This is a genomic window from Kitasatospora sp. NPDC032150, assembly GCF_055579945.1.
This window is the reverse complement of the sequence record NZ_JBVIMH010000007.1, coordinates 1-20,843: the sequence shown is the minus strand read 5'-3', so window position 1 is coordinate 20,843 and position 20,843 is coordinate 1. Positions and strand designations below refer to the sequence as shown.

The 20,843-nt window shown below is 65.4% G+C and carries 23 protein-coding genes, 3 tRNA genes and 1 pseudogene; 6 read left to right on the top strand and 21 right to left on the bottom strand.

Annotated features, from left to right (window positions below):
- Positions 1-203: 203 nt before the first annotated feature.
- A complete protein-coding gene (locus tag ACZ5ON_RS10695; protein WP_465588778.1) occupies positions 204-4,244 on the top strand; it encodes a Pls/PosA family non-ribosomal peptide synthetase in 4,041 nt (1,346 codons plus the stop codon).
- A 174-nt stretch (positions 4,245-4,418) separates the two neighbouring features.
- On the opposite strand, the gene ACZ5ON_RS10690 is transcribed toward ACZ5ON_RS10695, so the two are convergent.
- From ACZ5ON_RS10690 to ACZ5ON_RS10680, 3 genes and pseudogenes are all read right to left on the bottom strand, one after another.
- The gene (locus tag ACZ5ON_RS10690) at positions 4,419-5,036 is read right to left on the bottom strand and encodes a TetR/AcrR family transcriptional regulator (RefSeq protein ID WP_344635928.1); all 618 of its coding nucleotides are present in this window, start codon (positions 5,034-5,036) and stop codon (positions 4,419-4,421) included.
- An 86-nt stretch (positions 5,037-5,122) separates the two neighbouring features.
- Positions 5,123-6,037, bottom strand: coding sequence for an acyl-CoA thioesterase (locus ACZ5ON_RS10685; RefSeq protein ID WP_465588773.1), 915 nt, complete (start codon positions 6,035-6,037; stop codon positions 5,123-5,125).
- A gap of 335 nt (positions 6,038-6,372) precedes the next feature.
- Positions 6,373-6,702, bottom strand: a pseudogene (locus ACZ5ON_RS10680) (MBL fold metallo-hydrolase); the annotation flags it as partial.
- 94 nt (positions 6,703-6,796) lie between these two features.
- Between ACZ5ON_RS10680 and ACZ5ON_RS10675 the strand changes: the two are divergent.
- Positions 6,797-8,365 (top strand): recombinase family protein, encoded by a 1,569-nt coding sequence (locus ACZ5ON_RS10675; protein WP_465588770.1) that lies wholly within the window; start codon positions 6,797-6,799, stop codon positions 8,363-8,365.
- A 169-nt stretch (positions 8,366-8,534) separates the two neighbouring features.
- Here the strand turns inward: ACZ5ON_RS10675 and ACZ5ON_RS10670 are convergent, their stop codons facing one another.
- The 18 genes from ACZ5ON_RS10670 to ACZ5ON_RS10585 form a co-directional block, all read right to left on the bottom strand.
- A complete protein-coding gene (locus tag ACZ5ON_RS10670; protein ID WP_465588767.1) occupies positions 8,535-8,789 on the bottom strand; it encodes a hypothetical protein in 255 nt (84 codons plus the stop codon).
- A gap of 126 nt (positions 8,790-8,915) precedes the next feature.
- Complete coding sequence (locus tag ACZ5ON_RS10665) at positions 8,916-10,730, bottom strand: DNA polymerase (protein WP_465588764.1); 1,815 nt, start codon at positions 10,728-10,730, stop codon at positions 8,916-8,918.
- A gap of 98 nt (positions 10,731-10,828) precedes the next feature.
- Positions 10,829-11,011, bottom strand: coding sequence for a hypothetical protein (locus ACZ5ON_RS10660; RefSeq protein WP_465588761.1), 183 nt, complete (start codon positions 11,009-11,011; stop codon positions 10,829-10,831).
- Positions 11,012-11,191: 180 nt separating this feature from the next.
- A complete protein-coding gene (gene thyX, locus ACZ5ON_RS10655) occupies positions 11,192-11,896 on the bottom strand; it encodes an FAD-dependent thymidylate synthase (protein WP_465588757.1) in 705 nt (234 codons plus the stop codon).
- Between the two features lie 73 nt (positions 11,897-11,969).
- Positions 11,970-12,503 carry a hypothetical protein gene (locus ACZ5ON_RS10650; protein ID WP_465588754.1) on the bottom strand — a complete coding sequence of 178 codons (534 nt, stop codon included), beginning with the start codon at positions 12,501-12,503 and terminating at the stop codon, positions 11,970-11,972.
- Positions 12,504-12,578: 75 nt separating this feature from the next.
- On the bottom strand, positions 12,579-12,788 hold the full coding sequence (locus tag ACZ5ON_RS10645) for a hypothetical protein (RefSeq protein ID WP_465588751.1): 210 nt from the start codon (positions 12,786-12,788) through the stop codon (positions 12,579-12,581).
- Between the two features lies 1 nt (position 12,789).
- On the bottom strand, positions 12,790-13,341 hold the full coding sequence (locus ACZ5ON_RS10640; RefSeq protein WP_465588749.1) for a hypothetical protein: 552 nt from the start codon (positions 13,339-13,341) through the stop codon (positions 12,790-12,792).
- Positions 13,342-14,151 (bottom strand): metallophosphoesterase, encoded by an 810-nt coding sequence (locus ACZ5ON_RS10635; RefSeq protein ID WP_465588746.1) that lies wholly within the window; start codon positions 14,149-14,151, stop codon positions 13,342-13,344.
- Positions 14,148-14,609, bottom strand: a complete 462-nt coding sequence (locus ACZ5ON_RS10630; RefSeq protein ID WP_465588743.1) for a DUF3310 domain-containing protein — start codon at positions 14,607-14,609, stop codon at positions 14,148-14,150. The genes ACZ5ON_RS10635 and ACZ5ON_RS10630 overlap by 4 nt, the downstream gene beginning before the upstream one ends.
- The gene (locus tag ACZ5ON_RS10625) at positions 14,606-14,734 is read right to left on the bottom strand and encodes a hypothetical protein (RefSeq protein WP_465588740.1); all 129 of its coding nucleotides are present in this window, start codon (positions 14,732-14,734) and stop codon (positions 14,606-14,608) included. Before ACZ5ON_RS10625 ends, ACZ5ON_RS10630 begins: the two co-directional genes overlap by 4 nt.
- 62 nt (positions 14,735-14,796) lie before the next feature.
- Positions 14,797-15,390, bottom strand: a complete 594-nt coding sequence (locus ACZ5ON_RS10620) for a toprim domain-containing protein (RefSeq protein WP_465588738.1) — start codon at positions 15,388-15,390, stop codon at positions 14,797-14,799.
- Complete coding sequence (locus ACZ5ON_RS10615) at positions 15,314-15,703, bottom strand: CHC2 zinc finger domain-containing protein (protein ID WP_465588736.1); 390 nt, start codon at positions 15,701-15,703, stop codon at positions 15,314-15,316. The genes ACZ5ON_RS10620 and ACZ5ON_RS10615 overlap by 77 nt, the downstream gene beginning before the upstream one ends.
- Positions 15,704-15,816: 113 nt before the next feature.
- Positions 15,817-16,239: an endonuclease VII domain-containing protein gene (locus ACZ5ON_RS10610; protein WP_465588733.1), complete on the bottom strand. Its 423-nt coding sequence runs from the start codon at positions 16,237-16,239 to the stop codon at positions 15,817-15,819.
- Positions 16,232-16,582 (bottom strand): hypothetical protein, encoded by a 351-nt coding sequence (locus ACZ5ON_RS10605; protein WP_465588730.1) that lies wholly within the window; start codon positions 16,580-16,582, stop codon positions 16,232-16,234. The genes ACZ5ON_RS10610 and ACZ5ON_RS10605 overlap by 8 nt, the downstream gene beginning before the upstream one ends.
- 78 nt (positions 16,583-16,660) lie before the next feature.
- Positions 16,661-17,476 carry an AAA family ATPase gene (locus ACZ5ON_RS10600; RefSeq protein WP_465588726.1) on the bottom strand — a complete coding sequence of 272 codons (816 nt, stop codon included), beginning with the start codon at positions 17,474-17,476 and terminating at the stop codon, positions 16,661-16,663.
- Positions 17,477-17,597: 121 nt separating this feature from the next.
- A complete protein-coding gene (locus tag ACZ5ON_RS10595; protein ID WP_465588723.1) occupies positions 17,598-18,368 on the bottom strand; it encodes a RecB family exonuclease in 771 nt (256 codons plus the stop codon).
- 14 nt (positions 18,369-18,382) lie between these two features.
- Positions 18,383-18,742, bottom strand: coding sequence for a hypothetical protein (locus ACZ5ON_RS10590; RefSeq protein WP_465588720.1), 360 nt, complete (start codon positions 18,740-18,742; stop codon positions 18,383-18,385).
- A 304-nt stretch (positions 18,743-19,046) separates the two neighbouring features.
- Positions 19,047-19,553 carry a hypothetical protein gene (locus ACZ5ON_RS10585; protein WP_465588717.1) on the bottom strand — a complete coding sequence of 169 codons (507 nt, stop codon included), beginning with the start codon at positions 19,551-19,553 and terminating at the stop codon, positions 19,047-19,049.
- A 392-nt stretch (positions 19,554-19,945) separates the two neighbouring features.
- On the opposite strand from ACZ5ON_RS10585, the gene ACZ5ON_RS10580 reads away from it, so the two are divergent.
- From ACZ5ON_RS10580 to ACZ5ON_RS10565, 4 genes are all read left to right on the top strand, one after another.
- Positions 19,946-20,269 (top strand): HNH endonuclease, encoded by a 324-nt coding sequence (locus tag ACZ5ON_RS10580; protein ID WP_465588714.1) that lies wholly within the window; start codon positions 19,946-19,948, stop codon positions 20,267-20,269.
- An 11-nt stretch (positions 20,270-20,280) separates the two neighbouring features.
- Positions 20,281-20,352 (top strand) — tRNA-Asn (locus ACZ5ON_RS10575).
- A gap of 2 nt (positions 20,353-20,354) precedes the next feature.
- Positions 20,355-20,428, top strand: a tRNA-Ile gene (locus ACZ5ON_RS10570).
- Between the two features lie 138 nt (positions 20,429-20,566).
- A tRNA-Pro gene (locus ACZ5ON_RS10565) sits at positions 20,567-20,640 on the top strand.
- Positions 20,641-20,843: the final 203 nt, after the last annotated feature.

Genomic DNA, 20,843 nt, shown 5'->3' with positions numbered 1-20,843 from the left:
CATAACGACTGGTAAGGTGCCTCGCCTCGCTGGTCGCAATCTGTGAGTAGTCCTTAACCTCCATGAGACTTTGATGAACAGACGGCCTCGGCGAACGGTTCGGCGTGACGGTGCGTCTAGCCTCATGCAGCGGGGCACTGGCCGTGCACGGTCCGTAGCCGCCGTTGGAAGATCCGCAGTCCACGAGACCGAAGAGCAGGCTGATGGAATCACGTGAAGTAGCGGACTTGAGTCTGCCGCCGTCCGGGACCACACCCGGACTGGCGGGCGGGGCGCTGTGGCCGGTGATCCCGGCCGCCCCCGCACGGACCCTGATCGAGGTGATCGAGGCCGCCGCCCAGGCGTACCCGGACGCGCCCGCGTTGGACGCGGGTGCCGTGATACTCGACTACCGGTCGCTGCTGGAGCAGGTCGACGCGCTGGCAGGTCGCCTGGCGTCCCTCGGCATCGGCCGAGGAGACCGGGTCGGCGTGCGCGTCCCCTCGGGAACGGCCGACCTCTACATCGCGATCCTCGCGACGCTGCGCACCGGCGCGGCCTACGTACCCGTCGACGCGGACGACCCGGACGAGCGCGCCGAGATGGTCTGGGCGGACGCCGGGGTCTGCGCCGTGCTGGGCGAGGGTCAGGCGATCACCGCCGACGCCCGCAGACGCCCCGGCGGACGCCCCGGCAGACCGACCCCCGAGGACGACGCCTGGATCATATTCACCTCCGGAACCACCGGACGTCCCAAGGGCGTTGCGGTCACCCACCGCTCCGCCGCGGCCTTCGTGGACGCGGAGGCCAGGCTGTTCCTGCGCGGCCGCCCGCTCGCCCCCGGCGACCGGGTGCTCGCCGGGCTCTCGGTCGCCTTCGACGCGTCCTGCGAGGAGATGTGGCTGGCGTGGCGTCATGCCGCCTGCCTGGTGCCCGCCCCGCGCGCGCTGGTGCGGGCCGGCGCCGACCTCGGCCCCTGGCTGGTCGAACGTCAGATCACGGTGGTCTCCACCGTGCCCACCCTGGTCGCGCTCTGGCCGACCGAGTACCTGGAGCGGGTCCGGCTGCTGATCCTGGGCGGCGAGGCGTGCCCGGAGGAACTGGTCCACCGGCTGGCCGCCCCGCACCGCGAGCTGTGGAACACCTACGGTCCCACCGAGACCACCGTGGTCGCCTGCGCCGCACTGATGACCCCCAGTCAGCCGGTGCGCATCGGTGCCCCGCTGGACGGCTGGGAACTCGCGGTCGTGGACGAACAGGGCAAGCCGGTCGCCTGGAACGAGACCGGTGAACTACTGATCGGCGGCGTCGGCACCGCCCGCTACCTGGATCCGGCCAAGGACGCCGAGAAGTTCGTCGACAGCCCCTACCTGTACAGCTCCCGGGTCTACCGCAGCGGTGACCTGGTCCGCGCCGACCCCGAGGGACTGGTCTTCGTCGGCCGGGCCGACGAGCAGGTCAAGCTGTCCGGACGCCGGATCGAACTCGGCGAGGTCGACGCCGCGCTGCAGGCGCTGCCCGGCGTACGCGCCGCCGCCGCGGCCGTCCGCAACACCCCGGCCGGCGGCCAGGTGCTGGTCGGCTACCTCGTCCCCGACGGCGGTCCAGGCACCCCGTTCGACACCGCCGCCGCCCGGGTGGCCCTGCTGGACCGGCTGCCCCAGGCACTGGTACCGCTGCTCGCCCTGGTGGACGACCTGCCGACCAAGACCTCCGGCAAGGTCGACCGCAACGCCCTCCCCTGGCCGCTGGCCGGCGTCACCCAGACCGCCGCGCCCACCGGACCCGCCCTGACCGGCACGGCCGGCTGGCTGGCCCAGCAGTGGCAGGACCTGCTCGGCCTGCCGGTCTCGGGGGACAGCGACTTCTTCTCCCTCGGCGGCACCAGCATCGCGGCCGCCAAGCTGGTCTCGGCGCTGCGAACCCGCTACCCGGCGGTGTCCGTCGCCGACATCTACGCCCAGCCCACGCTGCTCACCCAGGCCGCCAGGCTGGACGAGCTCGGCGGCCCGCCGCGCGAGGAACGCACCGTCCGGCCGACCCCGCGCCGCGCCGGAGCGGTCCAACTGGCCGTCCTCACCCTGCTGTTCACCGTCAGCGGCCTGCGCTGGGTGCTGGCCCTGGCCGCGGTCGACAACGTCGCCCGGCTCACCAGCGTGGCCGGACACAAGCTCGCCTGGGCACCGCACACCCCGTGGTGGCTGATCATCACCGGCTGGGTGGTGCTCTACAGCGCGGCCGGACGGCTGGTGACCGGGGCGAGTGCCGCCCGGCTGCTCACCGCCGGGCTGCGGCCCGGTAGCTACCCCCGTGGCGGCTCGGTCCACCTGCGGCTGTGGACCGCCGAACGGGTGGTGGCCTCCTTCAACGTCGCCTCGGTGATCGGCACCCCGTGGGCCGGCCGGTACGCGCGGCTGCTCGGCTGCCGGGTCGGCGAGGACGTGCACCTGCACACCATGCCGCCGGTGACCGGCCTCGCCCGGTTCGGTTCCGGCGCCAGTGTCGAGCCGGAGGTCGACCTGGCCGGCTGGTGGCTGGACGGCGACGTGCTGCACCTGGGCGGGGTCGAGATCGGCCGGGGTGCCCGGGTCGGCACCCGCAGCACGCTGATGCCCGGCGCCGTGGTGGGCGACTTCGCGGACGTCGCGCCCGGCAGCTGCGTCGTCGGCGAGGTCGTCGCGAACCAGCAGTGGCACGGCTCCCCGGCCCGTCCGATGACCGACGCGGGCCCGGCCGGCACCGGCTGGCCGCTGCCCGTGCACCGCCGCTCCCGGCTGTGGAACGCGGTGTACGCGGGGAGTCTGGTCGGCTTCGGCCTGATGCCGCTGGTCGCCGCGCTGCCCGCGCTGGCCCTGGTGCTGTCCGTGCTCGACAAGGACCGCACCCTCTACGCGGCGGTGATCCAGCTGATGCTGGTGACCCCGCTCGCGGTGCTGATCTCGCTGCTCTGCTACTCGCTGCTGCTGATCGGCGTGGTCCGGCTGTGCGGTCTGATGATCAAGCCGGGACACCACCCGTCACTCGGCCGGGTGGCGTGGGCCTCCTGGGTCGTCACCCGTCTGATGGACACCGCGCGCAGGTCGCTGTTCCCCTTCTACGCCTCGCTCTTCACCCCGGTCTGGCTCCGGCTGCTCGGCGCCCGGATCGGCCGGCGGGTGGAGGCGTCCACGGTGCTGGCACTGCCCGGCCTGATGCGGGTGGACGACGGGGCCTTCCTCGCCGACGACACGCTGGTCGCGCCGTTCGAGGTACGCGGCGGCTGGCTGCGGGTCGGACCCTCGCAGGTCGGCCGGCGCAGCTTCGTCGGCAACTCCGGCATCGTCGGCCCGGGCCGCACGCTGCCCGACAACTCGCTGGTCGGCGTGCTCTCCGACACGCCGGCGCACGCCGAACCCGGCTCCTCCTGGCTGGGGCGCCCCGGCTTCTCGCTGCCCCGGGTGGCCCGCACCGGTGACCTGGCGCACACCTACGACCCGCCGCGGCGGCTGATGCTCGCCCGCGGCGCGGTGGAACTGTGCCGACTGGTGCCGGTGCTGCTGGTCGCCTTCCTCGGCGACCTGGCCTTCGGCGCGCTCCAGGAGGTGATCGACCGGGACGGCCGGGCGGCGGCCGCGGCGTGCGGCGGACTGGTGCTGATAGGAGCCGGGATCGCGGCGCTGATCACCACCACGCTGGCCAAGTGGGTGCTGGTGGGCCGGTTCAGGGCCGGTGAACACCCGCTCTGGTCGCACTTCGTGTGGCGCAACGAGCTGTACGACACCTTCGTCGAGGAGCTGGCGATGCCCTGGCTCGGCCAGGCGATCATCGGTACGCCGTTCCTCAACGTGTGGCTGCGCTCGCTGGGCACCCGGGTCGGACGCGGGGTCTGGTGCGAGACGCACTGGCTGCCGGAGACCGACCTGATCGCGATCGAGGACGGCGCGAGCATCAACCGCGGGACGGTGCTGCAGACGCACCTGTTCCACGACCGGGTGATGCGCCTGGACACCGTGCACATCGGCGCCGGGGCCACCACCGGCCCGCACTCCATCACGCTGCCCGGCTCCAGCCTGGGGAGCGGGGTCTCGATCGGCGCCGCCTCGCTGGTGATGAGCGGTGAGGCGATGCCGGACGGTACCCGGTGGATCGGCAACCCGGTCGCCGCCTGGCCGGCGGAGCTGCCCACCGGGGCCGGTCCGCACGTGGTGAGCGGGTCCGACCGGCGGCGCGCGCGGTCCCGGGGGCACCGGGACGGCGAGCGGCGGCGGGTGGGCAGCGGCGTCTGACGCCGCGGGCCGCTGACGGCGGGTGGGGCCTCGGCCCTGCCCGCCGTTCTGCGTCGGGCCTGGAGCGCGGACGGTGGCGAGGCGGCCGGCCGGGCGGTCCCCCGAGCTCTGGAAGCCCGGCGGATCCGCGCTATGGAAGCCCGGCGGCTCCGCGCTCCCCGTTGCCGGTCGGTCTTAGGCCGCTTCGTAGGGTGTGAGGACCAGGCGGACGACGTCCTCCAGCCGGCGGCGGGCGTCGTCGAGGGTGGTGCGGCCGGTCACCCAGGCCGTCAGTTCGCCCTGCCAGGCGTGGCCGACGATGTGCCGGACCACATCGCCCGCACCGGGCGGGACCTGGGCCATCACCGCGTTCAGCGCCGCGTCGTCGGCCCGGACCAGGCTCTGCAGCGCCTCACTCGCGAACGGGTCGGTGGAGGCCGCGACCGACACCCGCAGACGGGCGAGCTGGGGCTGCCGCTGGTACGCCCGCATGCCGTGCCGGACGAACCGGACCACCCGGTCGGTGCCGGTGAGCCCGGCCCTGGGCCCGCGCAGTTCGGCCACCAGGTCGGCGAGCAGCATGCGGTGCCAGTCGGCGATCGCGGCGGCGAGCAGGTGGTCCTTGGAGGAGAAGTACCGGTAGGCGGTGCCGAGCGCGACCCCCGAGCGTTCGGATACCTGCTTCATCTGCAGACGTTCGACGCCGGTCTCGTTCACCAGCGCGAGGGCCGCCGAGAGCAGATTCCGGCGGCGTTCGAGCTGACGGGGCGACATCGCTTCGATCGGCCGTGGTGACAGGTCAACCTTGGTCACCCGCACCATGATACGGGGCGGCCACCCGGGAGCGAACGACGCCTGATCAGCGCACTACCGGTCCGGGAGGTGCGCCCGGGCGGCCGCTACGGCTGCGGGGGCTGCGGCTGCAGTTCGCGGAGCAGGGCCTCCTGCACCGCGGAGGCGACCAGTTCGCCGTCCCGGTTGTAGAACTCGCCGAGGCTGAGCCCGCGTCCGTCCGAGGCGGACGGGCTGCGCTGCGCGAACAGCAGCCAGTCGTCCGCGCGGAACGGCCGGTGGAACCACATCGCGTGGTCGAGCGAGGCGAGCATGACCCGGGGCGGGCCGGAGCGCTGCAGCCGGTGCGGCTGGACGTGCAGTGCCGCGGTCGGGGCGAGCGTCAGGTCGGACAGGTAGGTGAGCGCGCAGACCTGGACCAGCGGATCGTCGGCCGGGAGCGGGGTGCCCGCCCGGAGCCAGACGAACTGCTGCGGCACACCCGGGAGTTCGGGCGGCACGCCGGGGGAGTCGGCCGGGACGAAGCGCAGGTCGAGCGAGCGGAACCCGCTGCGGGCGTAGTCCTCGGGGGCCTGTTCGGCCCAGAGCGGGAAGGGGTCCGGCAGTTCCTCGGGGCCCGGCACCGGAGGCATGGTGCGCTGCCGGGTGCCCGCCTCCTCGGGGAGCTTGAAGGAGGCGGAGAGCGTGAAGATCGCCTCGCCCTGCTGGATCGCCGTCACCCGCCGGGTGGCGTACGAGAAGCCGTCGCGGACCCGGTCCACCTCGTACTCGATCGGGCGCTGCGGGTCGCCGGGCCGCAGGAAGTACCCGTGCAGGGAGTGCACCGTCCGAGCCGGGTTCACCGTCCGCCCGGCGGCGGTGAGCGCCTGCGCCGCCACCTGGCCGCCGAAGGTGCGGGTGGGCGCCCCGGCGTGGCAGCTGCCCCGGAACAGGTTCTTGTCCAGCTGCTCGATCCGGAGCAGCTCGATGAACGAACCCGGCGTGCTCGGGTCCGGGGAGTCCTGTGAGATGGCGTCGGTCACCCGCACATATTGGCAGACCGGGGCCGGTCGGCGGTGTGACCTGGGTTACCGGGAGCTCGCCACATCAGGTGGAACGAGTTGCAGAAATGCTGCCTGATCGCCGAAGGGCGCGCCGGTGCCGACAGTGCCCATCAGCGGCTCCGCCGCAGGGACGAGCGACGAGCGGGCGCAGGGGGTGCCCATCCCCCAGGCCCGGAGGCTGGGGGAGAGCGCCGGAGCCGGGGGCACCTCCCAGCCGCCAGGGCTGGGGGCGAGTGTCGACACCGGATCGGGAGCGCCCGGAGGCGAGCGGGCGAGGAGCGGCGGTCGCCGGGCGGTGTAGCGGGGAGCGGGGGTCAGACGGCGACTTCGTCGCCCTCGGTGGGCCGGCCGCTGACCGGGGTGCCGGGTTCGGGGAGCAGCGGTTCGGCACCCCTGGGCATCGCCGCGACCGCCCGCCACCACAGCCGCAGCGGCGGGGCCTCTGCGGGTTCGAAGGGGAGGCCGGGGACGGGGACGGCGAGCCGTGCGCCGAGGGCGTGGGCCGCGGCGACCGTGCGTTCGGCGGGCTCCTCCCAGGGGTGCGGGGCGAGGTTGAAGGTGCACCAGTGGATCGGGAGCATCAGTCGTCCGCCCAGGTCGAGGTGGGCCCGGACGCCCTCCTCGGGCGTCATGTGCACCTCGGGGCACATGCACTCCAAGTACCAACCACCAGGCTGGCCGTGTGCTGTGGATGTGCTCCAACCCGTCCCTAACGTGAGTGAAAGATAGGATTCGTCGGTGCCAGACATAGAGTGGTCCGCTGCTGAGCTGCGGGAACTGGAAGAACTGCGCCAGCGGGAAGCACTCCTCCCCCCGGACGCGCCGAGGGCTCTGCTCTCCATCCGCCTGTCCGTACTGACGGAGGAAACCACCTCACCAGTCCGTCAGGAGTTGGACCTGCGGCGGTTCGCCATCAACCGTGGCTGCCGCGTCGTCGGAGTCGCCCGAGACCTCAACGTCAGCGCCACCAAGGTTCCGCCGTGGAAGCGCCCTGAGCTGGGCGACTGGATCAACAACCGCGCCCCCGAGTTTGACCAGATCCTCTTCTGGAAGCTCGACCGGTTTGTCCGGCGCATCTCCGACCTGCACCTCATGATCGAGTGGTGCAAGGAGTACAACAAGATCCTTGCGGCCGATAAGGACCCGATCGACCTCGACAGCGCCTATGGCGAAATGATGGTCACGATGATCGCCGGCATGGCTCGCATCGAGGCAGCCAACACCGGCATCCGGTTGGAGTCCCTGTGGAAGTACGCACGCACCACAGAGCGATGGGTCATCGGTAGGCCCGTCTACGGCTACACCAGCGAAGAGGCCGAAGGCGGCCGAAAGCTCGTCAAGGACCCCTTCAAGGTCCGCGTGCTCCGGTGGATCTTCGCCATGCTCAAGCGTGGCCGGTCCCTGTACCGAATCACCCAGATACTCAACCGGGCCGGAGTCCCCTCAGCCAACGGCGGGAAGTGGTACGCACGAAACCTGGTGTCGATCCTCACGAACCCCGCCCTCAAGGGAGTCCGGACCATCAGGCCGCCCAAGGCCAAGCGCGCAGAGATATCCCGGATCGTCTACGGCACCGACGGCAAGCCGATGATGGTAGCTCCGCCCATCTTCAGCAATGAAGAGTTTGACGAGATCCAAGCCATACTCGCCCGCAACGGCAAGCATGGCACCAAGGGAGCCAAGGGGAAGCTGTCTCGCTTCCTCAACGTCATCAAGTGTGGGCACTGCAGCGAGAACATGTATAAGACCCGCCGCACAAAGACACTCCAGTCCGGGGAAACACGCGAGTACTTCTATCTCCGTTGCGCCTCCTACACGAAGGACCCGTGCGGCGGCCCGGTGTTTCAGCCGGCCGACGACTACTATGCGGCGCTCTCAGACACCGTGCTTAGCCAGATCGGTGACTATGAGGTGGTACACCGGGAGTATGCACGCGGCGCTGAGAACCTTGCTCGGGTGACGGAGCTACAGGCGTCCATTCAGCACTACATGAAGGGCCTCGCGCCCGGCGGGATGTTCTGCGTCGGTGGCTTCATCCAGAAGCAGGCTGAAGAAACGCTTCAGCAGCTCGGCACCGAGCTGGCCACCATCGACCCCGAGACGATGCAGGACAGGTGGACGTACGCCTCCAAGGGGGTCACCTATCGCGAGCACTGGCAGAAGCTAGGCATGGGCCAGATGGAAGAAGACCTGGTGCGGGCCGGGATTACCTTCGTAGTGCACGAGGACCGGGCTGAACTTCTTATCCCAGACGACGTGAAGCAACGCCTTGTCGTGAAGGAAGACTACTTCCGGAAGAAGCTGTAACGACAAGGAACCCCCGCCGTGCCTTCGGGCACGGCGGGGGTTTTGCTTTCTAACGGTCTTCCACAGTGATCAGCTTGCGCTCACCAGACTTGCTGACCTTGTACACGTACACCTTCACAGATACCTTCACAGCAGCACTTCCTTGATCTCCCGCCTCTGTGGGGGCAACTCACTCGCCAACCTCGAAAGGGCTCGTCTCGTCCTCAGTGGATCGGTTGGTCTCGCTGTCCCAGAACTCGGCCGCCATGGCCTGTGCCAGATCGTGAGGGACGCCATTGGAAACGGCCTGCACGTAGACCAGGCCGGTGGCCTTCGCGGCGAGCAGGGCCGCAAGAGCTCGCTTCTCGAAGAGCGCAGCTCCGAACTGGTCCTCGATGTCGGCTACCAGTTCGGCGAAGGGGTCGTTCTGGGGGTTCTCAAACATACGGGTACTCCTCAGCTTCGGTGTCGTCGGCGCAGTCGAGGCAGAGGCCAAGGTCTACGCCGTCCAGCAGGTAAAGCCCGTCTGCGTCTGCATTTTCGCAGTTTGCGCAGAGGTCGCATTCATCGGTCAGTGCTTGCTCTCTTCCAGGTCGAGAATGGAGCCCCACGACTGTTCACCGATCTCGGCATCCGCCGGGACCAAGACGCCCTTTACGGTGAACTCCATGATTCGGGCAGCCTTCTCGGCCAGCTCTGCCGCCTGCTCCTTTGGGAAGCTGAAAACGATCTCATCGTGAATCACCAGCCGCATGTAGGGCGTGTAGCCTGCCGCGTCGAGGTTGATCAGCGCCCTTGCAGTGATGTCGCGGCTGCCACTTTGGATGTAATAATTCAAGGCGGCGTACGCCCGGCCGTACTCCACTGGAATGCGTCGACCCGTGACGGTGAAGATGTAACCGGTCATCTTGGCCTCAGCCATGAGTCGCTTAGCCAGCTCATCGACCATCTTGTACGTGCTACTGAAGGCGTCGATCGTCCGTTTAGCCACGGAGTAAGGCACACCAGCCTGCTCGGCGAGAGCTTTTGGGCCTCCGCCGAATACGGTCAGGAAGTTGGCCATTTTGCCCGTCTTACGGGGCACTTCTGCGGCATCCGCGGTGATCTGATGCAGGTCCTTGTCATGAAGGAATGCATCTACCATGACCGGATCTCTCGACTCGGCGGCGAGGAACCGAAGTTCCATGTTGCCGAAGTCGATAGAACAGCTCACATGGCCTTCATCAGCCAGGAACATTGAGCGAACGTACCCGCTGCCGGCGGGGAACGTCTGGGCCGGCACAGAGCCCGTAATCGACATCCGTGCCGTGACGGCTTGGATTGAATTTATACTGGGGTGCACCCGATTCCGGGAGTCCATGCCATTGAGGGCTCTCTCAAACCACGTCTTCCGCCACTTTCCGGCCTTCTTGGCCTTCATCACCGCATCGGCTAGAGGGTGCTGGATGGACGACAGAACCTCGTCGTCCATGGCCGGCTGACCCTTGGGGTGGTTCTTGCTCGGCTTGGTCCGCTTGGTGAGCGCGATGCCGAATCCGGTGAACGCCTCGATCAGCTGGGCATTCGAGTTAACGTTCTCCACCCCGTACTGACGGGCTACGGCTTCCCATTGTTCCTGTTCGGCTTTCAACTCCGCTATTCGCGCTTCCGCGTACGGCACATCGAGCAGGTAGCCGGGACGCTCCATCTTGGCCGTGACGTGCGCTAGGCGGTGCTCCCAGCTAAACAGGCCCTTCCGCTTGGAACGGGCCGGAATGAGTGGGTAGAGGATGTGAAACAGGCGATACGCAAGAATGGGGTCCATTCCTGCGTAAAGCAAGAATTCCTCATCGAAAAGCCGCACGGCGGGCCAGATGTCCTCTTTCTTGACCTTGTAGCGCTGGGCTATTCGGGTCATGGAGCCCTTGACTTCCTCGGCCAGCTCTGGGGAGATGTAGAACTTCGTCAGCTCTTCGAGCTTGAGCCCAGGTCCGCTTTCCTTGACCTGCCTCGGGTCAACGAGATGGGCCGTGATCTTTGTGCAGAGGCTCTTGCGAGCGAGTTCTTCGAGTGTGACGCCTAGGCAGTGCTCGGCCACATGCTGATCGTAAGTTCCATTGTGGGCGATGAGCCGGCGAGCCTTTCGAAGGGCCCATGCGGCAGCCTCGCGAAACTCCAGGCTCAGCTCCGCCGGCAGGACCCAGCTCTCATTAGCATTTCCGAACTGTGCGAGCCGGATTCGGAAGCCGCGGTCGGCGTTCCACCAGTCGAGTCCGGTGGTTTCCGTGTCGAACCCCATCACCGGATTGGATTCCACGAAGTCGATGAAGCCCCAAAGGTCCATCACGGTCTCAACGACGTTGATCCGAACTTCCTGGCGTCGAATCTTGTAGGTGATGACCCGCAATGGAACCTGCCCTTATTTTCGGAGTTCGAGAGTGATGTAGACTACGAGGAAGACGACGGCGACCATGATTGCCACCACGCCAGTGAGCAATTCGAGCATCAGCCGGGGATTCCCTCATAGACGACGGAAACGATGTCGTCCTCGTAGGCGTCCGGGTAAAGGCGGATGTCGTTCTCTCGCTCGTCCAGCCGGGCAGCTTCGTGGATGTCGCTGCATTCTCCGTAATGCCGCATGTCCGGCGTGTACTCGTAGACGACGGTGACTCGGATCTTTTCAGGCACTGCTCACCTCTACTGGGTTACACAAGTGGTCTCGGGATGCTTGGATCAGCTCAAAGAGGGTGACCGCCTGGCCTTCACAGCAGGTACATCCGCCGGAGGCCACCGGTTCTCCGCAGGGGCCGTGGATCAGCTCCAGACCGCCGTTCTCCCAGCCCTCTACAAAGAAGTGCCGGAGACGGCTCACGGCGCCACCCGCCCATGCTTGTCGAACGCCTCTGCGGTGACCGGCATGAGGGCCCGGAAGTGGGCCTCCATCTGCTCGGCAACCATCTCGATCTCGCATTGAGGGAAGGAGGGCACCTTGGCCGCCTGGTGCTTCGTGCGAAGACTGAGGAAGTGCATCAGCGAGCGCGCGTTGCAGGTCGCGTAGAAGCTTGTGTAAAGGCCCACCGGCAGTACGGCGCGGGCAACTTCGCGGGCGATGCCGGCCTTGAGCATGTCCTCGTAGTACGCGAACGCCTCGCTGTACGCGGCCATCATTCCGGAGGCCATCCGCGCAAAGTGCGCATCGCTTCCCTGGTGGAAGGTGTAGGCCCCGGGCTTTCCCTCTTGGATGAGGTCCCGCTCGCGGGCCGGCACGTAGCACACCGGACGAAGCTCACGGTATCGACCGGACTCCTCGTTGTAGGACCAGCCCGCCCGGTGCCTCATGAACTCGCGGGCGACGAAGATGGGCGCCTCGATGTAGAAGGTGAGGCTGGTGTGCTCGAAGGGGCTGCCGTGCCGGTCCCGCATCAGGTAGTTGATCAACCCTGCATTTCTGTCGGTCGCCTCCGCGTATCGGGCCTCTCCGCCAAGAGTGGAGACGCGAGCGGCGGCCGTCACGTCGGCATCTTCGGCCGCGTGCTTTATCAGGCTGACATGCATCTTGGAGCGCAGTTTCATGACTCTCCTGGGGCTGGGGGGCCGGGCACGAAACCCGGCCCCTCACAACAAGTTTTAGAGCAACAAAAACGCCTTAGCCAGCCTTGAAGGTGCCGTCCTTCTGGCGCCACAGGGGCTCACACTGGTCAGACTTGTTTCGGGCCTGGCAGAACATCGCGGCCCAGCTGCCCTTGTCGGTGAGCTTCCGCCCATGCGGGCAGTCGTCATCGGGGCCTGCGGGTGATCGCGGGGTGACGCGACCGTTCTCGAACTTCTTTGGCGCCGCGGCGGCAGCCCCACCGGCTCCGCCCTTGTACTGCTCGCGGGTGAACTGGGCCGCCTTGCTGGCCAGTTCGATGAGGCCGGCGTTCTTCATCGCATTCAGCAACTCGGCGCCTCGCTGGGCGGTCTCCTCGGCGGTATGGCCGTAGACCTTGGGGGTGAGCCACTCGGCATCGAAGCCATTCGCAGCCTTCAGTGTGAAGCCGATGACGAAGGGGGCAGGGGCAGTAGTGGTGGCAGTGGTCACAGGCGCCTCCGTGGCGTCGGGGGTTTGAGTCTCGATGGCAGGGGCCGGCTGCGGCTCATCCCACGGCGAGGTGTTGTCAAAGGGGTCCGGGTAGGACATCTGGCTTCCCTTCTCCTGGTTTCATTGTGACGGGAAAATCCCCTCACATCAAGTTATTTTTGCAGTATCTCTCTGTCAGAAGGGCGGGAAGTCGGCCTGGGCGTGGGTCAGCATGTCGCCCAGCGCGCGGAGGTCGGGGAGGGCAAGCACGAATTCGACCTTCCCCGCGCCATCGCTGATGCTGACGTACGTCTTGCTGCTGGCAGTGTCGTCGTAGATGACTTCGACATCGACGGCTCGATCTTCGCTTAGACGCCGCCTGTAGGTCTTCCGGGTCTCGATCACGTCACCGTCCAGTCCGGATATGAGAGTTCATGGCGATGGCGAGAGCATCCACGGCCCGGTTCACGGTCCGACGCTCGACTTCATCCTTCACAGGCATGCCGCAGACGAGAACCCGAACGAGTAGTTCCCGGTACCGCTCAGTGAGCTTCTTCAGGCCGGCCGTGGCGTCGAGGCGGGCGGACATGATGTTGTCGGAGATCCGGCAGCGCGTGAGGTCATCTTTCTTGCCGATCAGGCCGGAAATCTCCTCGTCCGTGTAGACGAGAGACTTCAGCGTGATCCGCGCTTCCTCTGCCGTGTAGTAGTACTGATCATCCATCAGATCGCGGTGGTTCTGCTCTCGCGATGCATACTGGTTGGCCGCTCGCCGGGAAACTCGCCGAAGGAACTCCTCATCGTCGGCCTTCGTGGCAATGTAGGAAGCCTGCTCAACCATGTGAACCATGATCTCCTGGTGCACGTCGTCAGCCTCGACCACGGGCCACCTCAGAGCGAGTTCCTTTGCGACCTTCAGAGCGATCGCGTTGACTCGATCCCAGTCCAGTTCTGCCACTTAGGAAGACCCCTTCTTCGGCGCGAACTTCCCGCCCACGCGCTTGATTTCACCGAACCGCTTGCCCTCGACCACGAAAGAGCCGTCGTCTTCGACTGGGATCGCGTGCGGCGTGGCGTTGTACCTGCCGACGTAGAAGAGGCCAAAGCCCTTCTGCCAGTTGGCCGGCCCGTTCTTGAGGTAGCCGGCCTGGCGGACGTCCATCAGGTGTCCGACCTCGAACCCGTAGATGGTCCGCAGCTTGCCGTTGTGGCCGGTGGTGTGAGGCGAGATGGCGAGCCGGTGCGTATGGCCCATGACCACGCTGATGCCTGCCTTCACGGCCTTCATGCGAGCCGTCGCGCCTGGCACCTGGTTGAGGCCCGGGGACTCGTGCCCGTGGATGGCCACCCAGCCGGGAGCGAACGGGTAGTACGGCGCGGCCTTCTCAACCTCGAAGGCCCGGAAGTCCAACAGGTTCTCGAAGCGGTAGAACGTGTCCTCCGCTGCGAGGGCCGGCGCCCGGCTCTCCAGGTACTTCCGCGGCCTCTCATCGTGGTTGCCTTCCAGCACCTTCACTGGGCCCTGGTAGACGTCCCGCAGTGGCGCCAGGAACATCCGCTTGGCGTACTCGCTGTCCCGGATGACGTTGCCCTCGTACTCGGCCCTGGTGCCGGCCGACCAACGGGAGGGCGTCGGGTAGTCCACGAGATCGCCGATCTGGATCACTTCGTTCGGCTGGTACTCGCCGATGAACGAAATGACATTCTTCAGGGCCCGCTTGTCCTCGTAGGGGATCTGAGTATCGCTGATGACGACTATTCGCTTCACTGGCCACCTCCTTCCTTCTCAAGCTGCTTGATCTCGTAGTCGATGTACCAGCGGGCCTTCTTCAGGTCCTCAACGGTCCGCCCCTTGTGATCGGCCCGCATCAGGTACTTCAGGGCGTTTCCTCGAACAAAGGAAAAGTGCTGGGTGATGTCGATGACTTCGAGCCCATCGGGAAGCCACGTGTAGTGGTCGGGGCGGTTGACCACATCGCCCCTCACATCAAGTTTTTGGTCAGAAGAAAGGTCGGCCGAGTCCAACAGGGCCTCGCTCTCATGAGTCAACTCGCAAGAGTCAAAGCCGAGTTCACCGCCATCTGCGAACCGGACCTTGTAGGGGTAGTGGATCCCGCTCACCTCCTGGATGGTGCCAAGGCAGCCGGCGTACAGCCGGACGGCCGGGCTGAGTTCGGTCGGGCTCGCGACGACGACCCGATCCCCCGCCTTGAATCGAAGGTTCATACCTCCAGCTCCTCCAGCTCGCCATCCCGAAAGCAGGCCCCGATCTCGTCTGCATCGTCGTCCAGGAGCACAGAGGTCTCCTCGCTGACATCGGCGTAGTTGACGGCCTTGATGGTGCCAGTCATGCCCCCGAAGGCGAACAAGTCCGCCTTGACTCGGACGCGGGCACCCGGCTTCCACTTGCTCCTCACAGGCCCAGCCTCTTTCGGTACTCCGCCGCACCGTTGGTGTGGATAAAAGAATTGATGTCTTGCCCGAGGACGATGACCTTGCCGTTTGGCATCTCGGCGGCCCGCTTGTCGGCCGCCTCGATTCCGGGCTCGTCAGGGTCGGCGATGATGAACACCACCTGGTAGCCGACGAATGCGGGGTTGAAGTGGCTCCGCCAGGCCGAGACACCTTGGGTGCCGACACAGGGCACGCCCGCTTCCTCGGACGCCTGGGTGTCGAACTCGCCCTCGCTGAGTGCGATGTACGGGCTTGGCTTAATCAGAGCTGGGGTGTTGTAGAGCCGGGGATGGTCGCCGGGAAGGGACCGGTACTTGCCGTGTCCTTCGTGGCGCTCCTTCTGAGTCGGGGCCAGGTAGGTGCCAGCCTCGTCCTTGACACACTCGTCGGCGATGCATCGGAACCGCACGGTCGCAACCCCGTGTTCGCCACCGGCCGGCCGTGTGTACGGGATGGCGAGCATCCCGGCGTACCGCTCATGACCAGTGAGAGCCGAACCTACGTAGCCCACCCCGAACTTCGCTGCTGCTGACCCCAAACCGCGGGCGTTCATGTACGCCTCGGCGGGGCTCCCGCTGTACTGGTGGAAGTACGCCTTCGCAGCTTCCACCGAACCGCTCATGTGCAAATTCTTGGGCTTCTCGGAAGCCACAGCCCTTCTCCCTCTGAATTACGTCGTAGCTGTCCTCTGTCACGTCACAGACGAAACATGACCAGCGCTGCTTTTCCGTGTTGACGGATGCGCTTGGGTTGCTTTCAGGGTGGAGCGGACAGAGAACCTTCTGCCATTCGCTCCGTTCCTGGATCTCCAGCCCGTAGAAGTGCTTGAGCACTTCACTTATCGGAGGTTTCGGCCTGCTGGTCATTTCCGACCCTCCGGGTGGTCACGGGGAAAGTTGTACTTGCGGTAGGAGTCCACATAGCTCTTGTGGCTTCCGCGCCATTCACGCGTGTCCAGCTTGGTGGAGTCAGACATTCGTCAGTCCTTGTCGAATGTGTACCTTGGTCCGAGGACCTTCCAGGCCGGATAGTCCTCCAGGTAATCGGCGGCTCGACGAAGCACTTCGGGACGATCCCGAGCACCTCGCGCTAGGAGCTGGCCGTTGCAGCGTTGGCAGAGAAGGCCGCGGATGGCCTCCGTCTTGTGGCAGTGATCGACTGCCAGGTTGGTTCGCCGGCTCTCCCGGCAGATGGCGCACTTCCCGCCCTGGGCCTCGAAGAGGGCCTGATAGTCCTCGTTCGTTAGGCCGTACGTCGCCTGTAGGCGCGCGTTCCGCGAGGCCGATCTACGGCTCGCTGTGCGGCAGTTGGAGCAGACACGCCCGCGCGGGCTGTAGAACTTCTCTGCCCGGTTCTTCCCACACTTGGAGCACTTTCGGTAGCCGGCCCTCGGCTCAGCCACAACCCCTCAGGGCCCGCTCAAGGCGAATCTGCATCTTGATGTCGTAGAGACCCTGGGCCAGCTCCCGGAGGTAGTCCAGTGAGACTACTCGCCAGATACGCTCACCGTCGGCCGCCGCCGGCAGCGAGACAGCAACGACCCGAATCCCAGTGCCCGAGAATCGAACAAGGTCTTTGGCCAGCCGGAGGAGATTCAGACGCTGCTTGCTCTTTACATGCAGAACGACCGCAATCAGCCCCCCGCCACTCGCTTCGACCTCGCTCTCAGAGATCGCAGCATTCTTGTGGAGCAGAACGTCAACGATTTCCTTCTCGATGATGTAGCCGTTGCCGAAGAACTTCATCCCTCGCTCCCTCCGCTTTCGATCATACGTGAGACATCCCCTCACAACAAATATTTATTTCGGCAAAAGGAGGGCAGGTCAGAACTCGGCGAGCACGTCCGTCAGGCGCATGTTGACTCGGTTGAAGTCGTATGACGAATAGGTCTCACCTGACGAGTCCTCGAAGCCCTCGCGGTTCTTCACGGGCGAGACGTGCAGGACTCGCCCGTCCATTCCGTCGATCTCTTTGAAGATGGTCAGGATCAGCGAGGGGACGCGCCCGATCTTGCCCTTTACGCCGGACAGTGGGATGGGCTTGAGGCCGTCGCTGTACTCGCCAGTGACGTGGTGCAGGCCAAGGACGTGAGCCCGAGTCTCCCGGGCCATCTCGCTTAGGTACTCGCAGAGACCTTCGAGACTGAACGTGAAGGACTCGGCATCACCTACGGCGCCGGCATCCACGTTGGTGATGTTGTCCACCACGATCAGGTGCGGGAAGCAACCGAAGATCTCGAAGTAGCACGCCAGGTCGAGTTCGAGGTCGTAGAGGGCCGGCCGAGCAGAGTAGTTGAACCGGACCCACCACCGCTTCCCGAGGGCCGGCATGTACTCCTCGAAGTCATCATCCACCAGCTTGCGCTTGATCATCTTCACGTCGTCGCCCGTGATGATGGCGGTAGCCCTGGACAGCTGGGTCGCCGCATTCGAGTCGGCCGAGAAGTACAAGCACGGCAGGTTGCCGTACATCGCCAGGTTCGCCGCGAAGAGGCTCTTGCCGGTTCCTGGGCCAGCCACCGTCAGACTGAACTCCCCACGACGAAACTCGACCTCATGGCGAGTCAGGCCCCGAAAGGGGTTCGGAAGCGGTTCGCCAGCCGCACCCTTCACCGTTACCGACTGTGGAAGTGAGTACATCAGCCTCCCTTGGTGAGGAGGGGGCCCAGACGAGCCCCCTCACAGCAAGTTTTACGGGGAAAAACAAGCCCTCTCCCGAGAGGGCTTCCTACTTCGACTCTACGCACCCTATCCCCTCACATCAAGTTTTTGAGGATGAAAAAGAGCACGCGTGCTTCATGTCGCAGAACCGGCACTGGAATCCAGGGCTGGCCGGGAAGTTGCCGGCCTTGACCCCGGCGTCCATCGCCGCATACCGCTCGCCCACCTGCTCCGCGGTGACCTTGGTGAGGTCGAGCGGCTTGGACAGGCCGCCGTTCTTCGCCAGGTACCAGTCACCCTTGTTTACGGTCACGCCGTGCGCCAGCTCGACGGCAACCTTGTAGGTCTCCAACTGGAACTTCGACTTCGTGGTGCCGGTCTTCAGGTCCCGGACCCTCACCGAGCCGTCCGGCTCAGCGAGGAGCTGGTCTATGTAGCCGCGCACCTGGACCCCGCCCAGCTCCACTCTGAAGTACAGTTCCAGGCCCGCCCCGTCCTCGGCGGTCTTCCAGATGACCGGCTTGTACTCCTGGGCCCACTCAACGTACCGGGCCGTCTGCTCCTGGCCTAGCACATACCGGCGCTCGATGTCGTCTCCTCCCGATCCGGAGGCAGACAACCATCGGTCGGTGTCTGGCTCCTGGTCCAGGGCCTTGTTCACGAGAGCGCTGTACTGGTCACTGAAGAGCTGCACGGCCTCCTCGGTGGCCATGGTGCGGCCGGACCGTTCCACCGCCTCGGCGGCGCCATGGAAGGCCGTGCCGTGGTGGCTCCAGGCCGCCGGCAGCGGGGCCACTCGTTTGACGCGCTGAAGCCAGAAGCGCCAGCCGCACTTCTCGTACTGCTCAGTTTGGCTGACGCTACGTGGCATGGACTCTATGTTGATCAAGCGACCACCACCTTGGGGCAAAGTCGGACAAACGTATGGTGCTGGCTAGTTGGGAAGAACGGGTGCGGCCGGTCAATCTCCTGATGATCTACCTGGATCTCCTGGAGGCGCCTACCGATGCGCTCCAGAACCTCGGCTTCGAGGTCTTCGAACTCCAGGATCTCCGCCTCTGTGAGGTCAGAGCCGTAGCAAATGTCCCAGTACTCCCCAACAGGGCGTGCAATGTGGTGAATTATCAGAAGCGACTCAGAGCGAACTACCCGTGTAGAGACCGTTTCGCTCGCCTCAATCTCCGCCGCCACGCGCTCTCGTCGCGGCAGATCTACCACGTGAGGTGGGCGAAGAGCAGGGGTCACGTACCGCCTCCTTACATTGGCCACACGTTCACGGTGGGTTTGTGGCAGTGATCAACTTATCGCACAGAGCACTGACATTCCCCTCACAACAAGTGTGACCATGATCACAATCCTGTCGGCAACTGTCATACCTGGCGCGGCGTCCTATACTGACTGTTCGTTAGATGGCGATGAAATTTCCATGGACATTGCAAATAGTCTCCATGGACATAACAAAACAGGCCCCACCCCCTGACGTGAGAACCTGCTACGACGTGCAAAGTACTTAGCCTGTCGCCCGCCGGCGCCCCCGGGGCCGACACGCTCACTTACTCCGGGCAGACTCTCCCGAGAGGCCGCCAGGGAGGCGCCAGAACAAGGCACTTTCCCCTTCGGGGCGAGGCTTGTTGACTGGCCAACGGATGATGAAGTCCTCGTCTTGACTCACTCGTGGAAGGAAGCTGAAGCCTTCGTCACGGTCGTAGGCGAGAACCTCGTTCTTTCGGTGAAGGCGCCGCTCGAAGGCTTGGGCCATAGCCTTCTGCCTTTCGCTGAGATCCCCATCCCCAAGTCGAAGTCGCAAGTAGACTCGGAGGGACTGCATCGGGCTTGCCGCGTGATGGCTCCCTGCTCCGCTATGCGACTTGACATCCCATGCCGACGAAATGAGCTCCGAGACCTGGGCGATGATCGGCCGGCGCTGGATGCCCATCCGACTCCAACGCCAGCTGACGGCCTGTGGCGTGACCTCATACTTCTCGGCCACCGCCACATCGGTCCAGCCGAGAACGTAGAGCTTGGACAGCTCGGCGTCACTGGGAAGCTTTGACATAACTATAATCCCTTGACTGGGGGCAAACCATGCGATATGGGGCTTGTCACTCTGGGATCCTACAGGCTTAGACCCCTCACAGCAAGTTAAAGGAGTCGGACAACTTGCATGTGTGACCCGCATCTCACTTCTTGCCATGAGAGTCGAAACCGCCCCTCGCAGACACATACATCATTAGTGAGAGAGTGAGTGAAAGCGAGCGCTAGCCTCTAGTCAATCAATAGATTCAAGTACAAGTTTTCATCTTCAACTAAGTGGCTCGAACTTGATCTTTCTCCCTGTTGACTCCCTGTTGAGACCTTGTGTCTCCGGGTGAAAGCCCGGGAGAACGGCCCCGGCTGCCAGATCAGCATCCAGCCGGGGCCCCGCACGCCACCAGTAGAAGGGGGACCATGCCCAGAGCTGCAAGCATTTGCCTGCGGGCTGGCTGCACCTCCCGGACCGTTCAGGACGGTCGATGTGCTGAGCACCAGATCCGCCGGAGCTGGGAGCGAACATCGGCCCGCAATGCGAGCCGCCCGAGCGACTGGTCCTCCAGGCGGGCCAAGGTCCTTGCTCGGGACCGTTTCCAGTGCCAACGCTGCGGAACGCGGACGGAGCTAGAGGTTGACCACCTGGTCCCCGTAAGCCGAGGAGGCTCCTGGGAGCTTGAGAACCTGTGGGTCCTCTGCCGGCGCTGCCACCGAGCCAAGACGTACGGCCAGGACCGCACCTGAGCGGTCCACCATCCCTGATAGCTCAACGGCAGAGCATCGGATTGTTAATCCGCGGGTTCCTGGTTCGAATCCAGGTTGGGGAGCTTTGCCTGTAGCTCAGTTGGTTGGAGCGTCGCTCTGATAAAGCGAAGGCTGCCGGTTCAAATCCGGTCAGGCGAACTGGTCGCGAAAATGGCGCTGGCCGCGCAACGATAGCGACAAGGGGTGTGATGTACGGAGCATCCTGGACTAGTACGGCCGAATTAGCCATCGGCCCGAAAACTCCGGCTGACCAGGTTCGATTCCTGGCCCCCGCGCCTGGTTGTAGCTCAGGTGGCCAGAGTGCCCGGTTTGGGGCCGGGATGCCGCGGGTTCGAATCCTGCCAACCAGACAGCGTGACCGTGCATGGGACCTCGACCCGACCGAGGCCGGTCACAACCCCGACCAGCGTCGCCGTCCTAGGCAGTCGCGGCGCTGGTCACTCATGGGTGTAGCTCAGTGAGAAGTTTTCATCCTGAAGTTGCAGGTCACGGGGCTGGCGTGGGGCGGGGCTGGGGTGCTCGTGCCGGTCGGGGGCGTGATCGTTAGCAGGTG

Coding starts and splice junctions, on each gene's coding strand:
- ACZ5ON_RS10695 (WP_465588778.1), top strand. CDS start 204: ATGGAATCACGTGAAGTAGCGGACTTGAGTCTGCCGCCGTCCGGGACC.
- ACZ5ON_RS10670 (WP_465588767.1), bottom strand. CDS start 8,789: ATGTTTGAGAACCCCCAGAACGACCCCTTCGCCGAACTGGTAGCCGAC.
- thyX (WP_465588757.1), bottom strand. CDS start 11,896: ATGAAACTGCGCTCCAAGATGCATGTCAGCCTGATAAAGCACGCGGCC.
- ACZ5ON_RS10650 (WP_465588754.1), bottom strand. CDS start 12,503: ATGTCCTACCCGGACCCCTTTGACAACACCTCGCCGTGGGATGAGCCG.
- ACZ5ON_RS10630 (WP_465588743.1), bottom strand. CDS start 14,609: ATGAACCTTCGATTCAAGGCGGGGGATCGGGTCGTCGTCGCGAGCCCG.
- ACZ5ON_RS10625 (WP_465588740.1), bottom strand. CDS start 14,734: ATGACTGGCACCATCAAGGCCGTCAACTACGCCGATGTCAGCGAGGAG.
- ACZ5ON_RS10620 (WP_465588738.1), bottom strand. CDS start 15,390: ATGAACGCCCGCGGTTTGGGGTCAGCAGCAGCGAAGTTCGGGGTGGGC.
- ACZ5ON_RS10615 (WP_465588736.1), bottom strand. CDS start 15,703: ATGACCAGCAGGCCGAAACCTCCGATAAGTGAAGTGCTCAAGCACTTC.
- ACZ5ON_RS10605 (WP_465588730.1), bottom strand. CDS start 16,582: ATGAAGTTCTTCGGCAACGGCTACATCATCGAGAAGGAAATCGTTGAC.
- ACZ5ON_RS10600 (WP_465588726.1), bottom strand. CDS start 17,476: ATGTACTCACTTCCACAGTCGGTAACGGTGAAGGGTGCGGCTGGCGAA.
- ACZ5ON_RS10595 (WP_465588723.1), bottom strand. CDS start 18,368: ATGCCACGTAGCGTCAGCCAAACTGAGCAGTACGAGAAGTGCGGCTGG.
- ACZ5ON_RS10585 (WP_465588717.1), bottom strand. CDS start 19,553: ATGTCAAAGCTTCCCAGTGACGCCGAGCTGTCCAAGCTCTACGTTCTC.
- ACZ5ON_RS10580 (WP_465588714.1), top strand. CDS start 19,946: ATGCCCAGAGCTGCAAGCATTTGCCTGCGGGCTGGCTGCACCTCCCGG.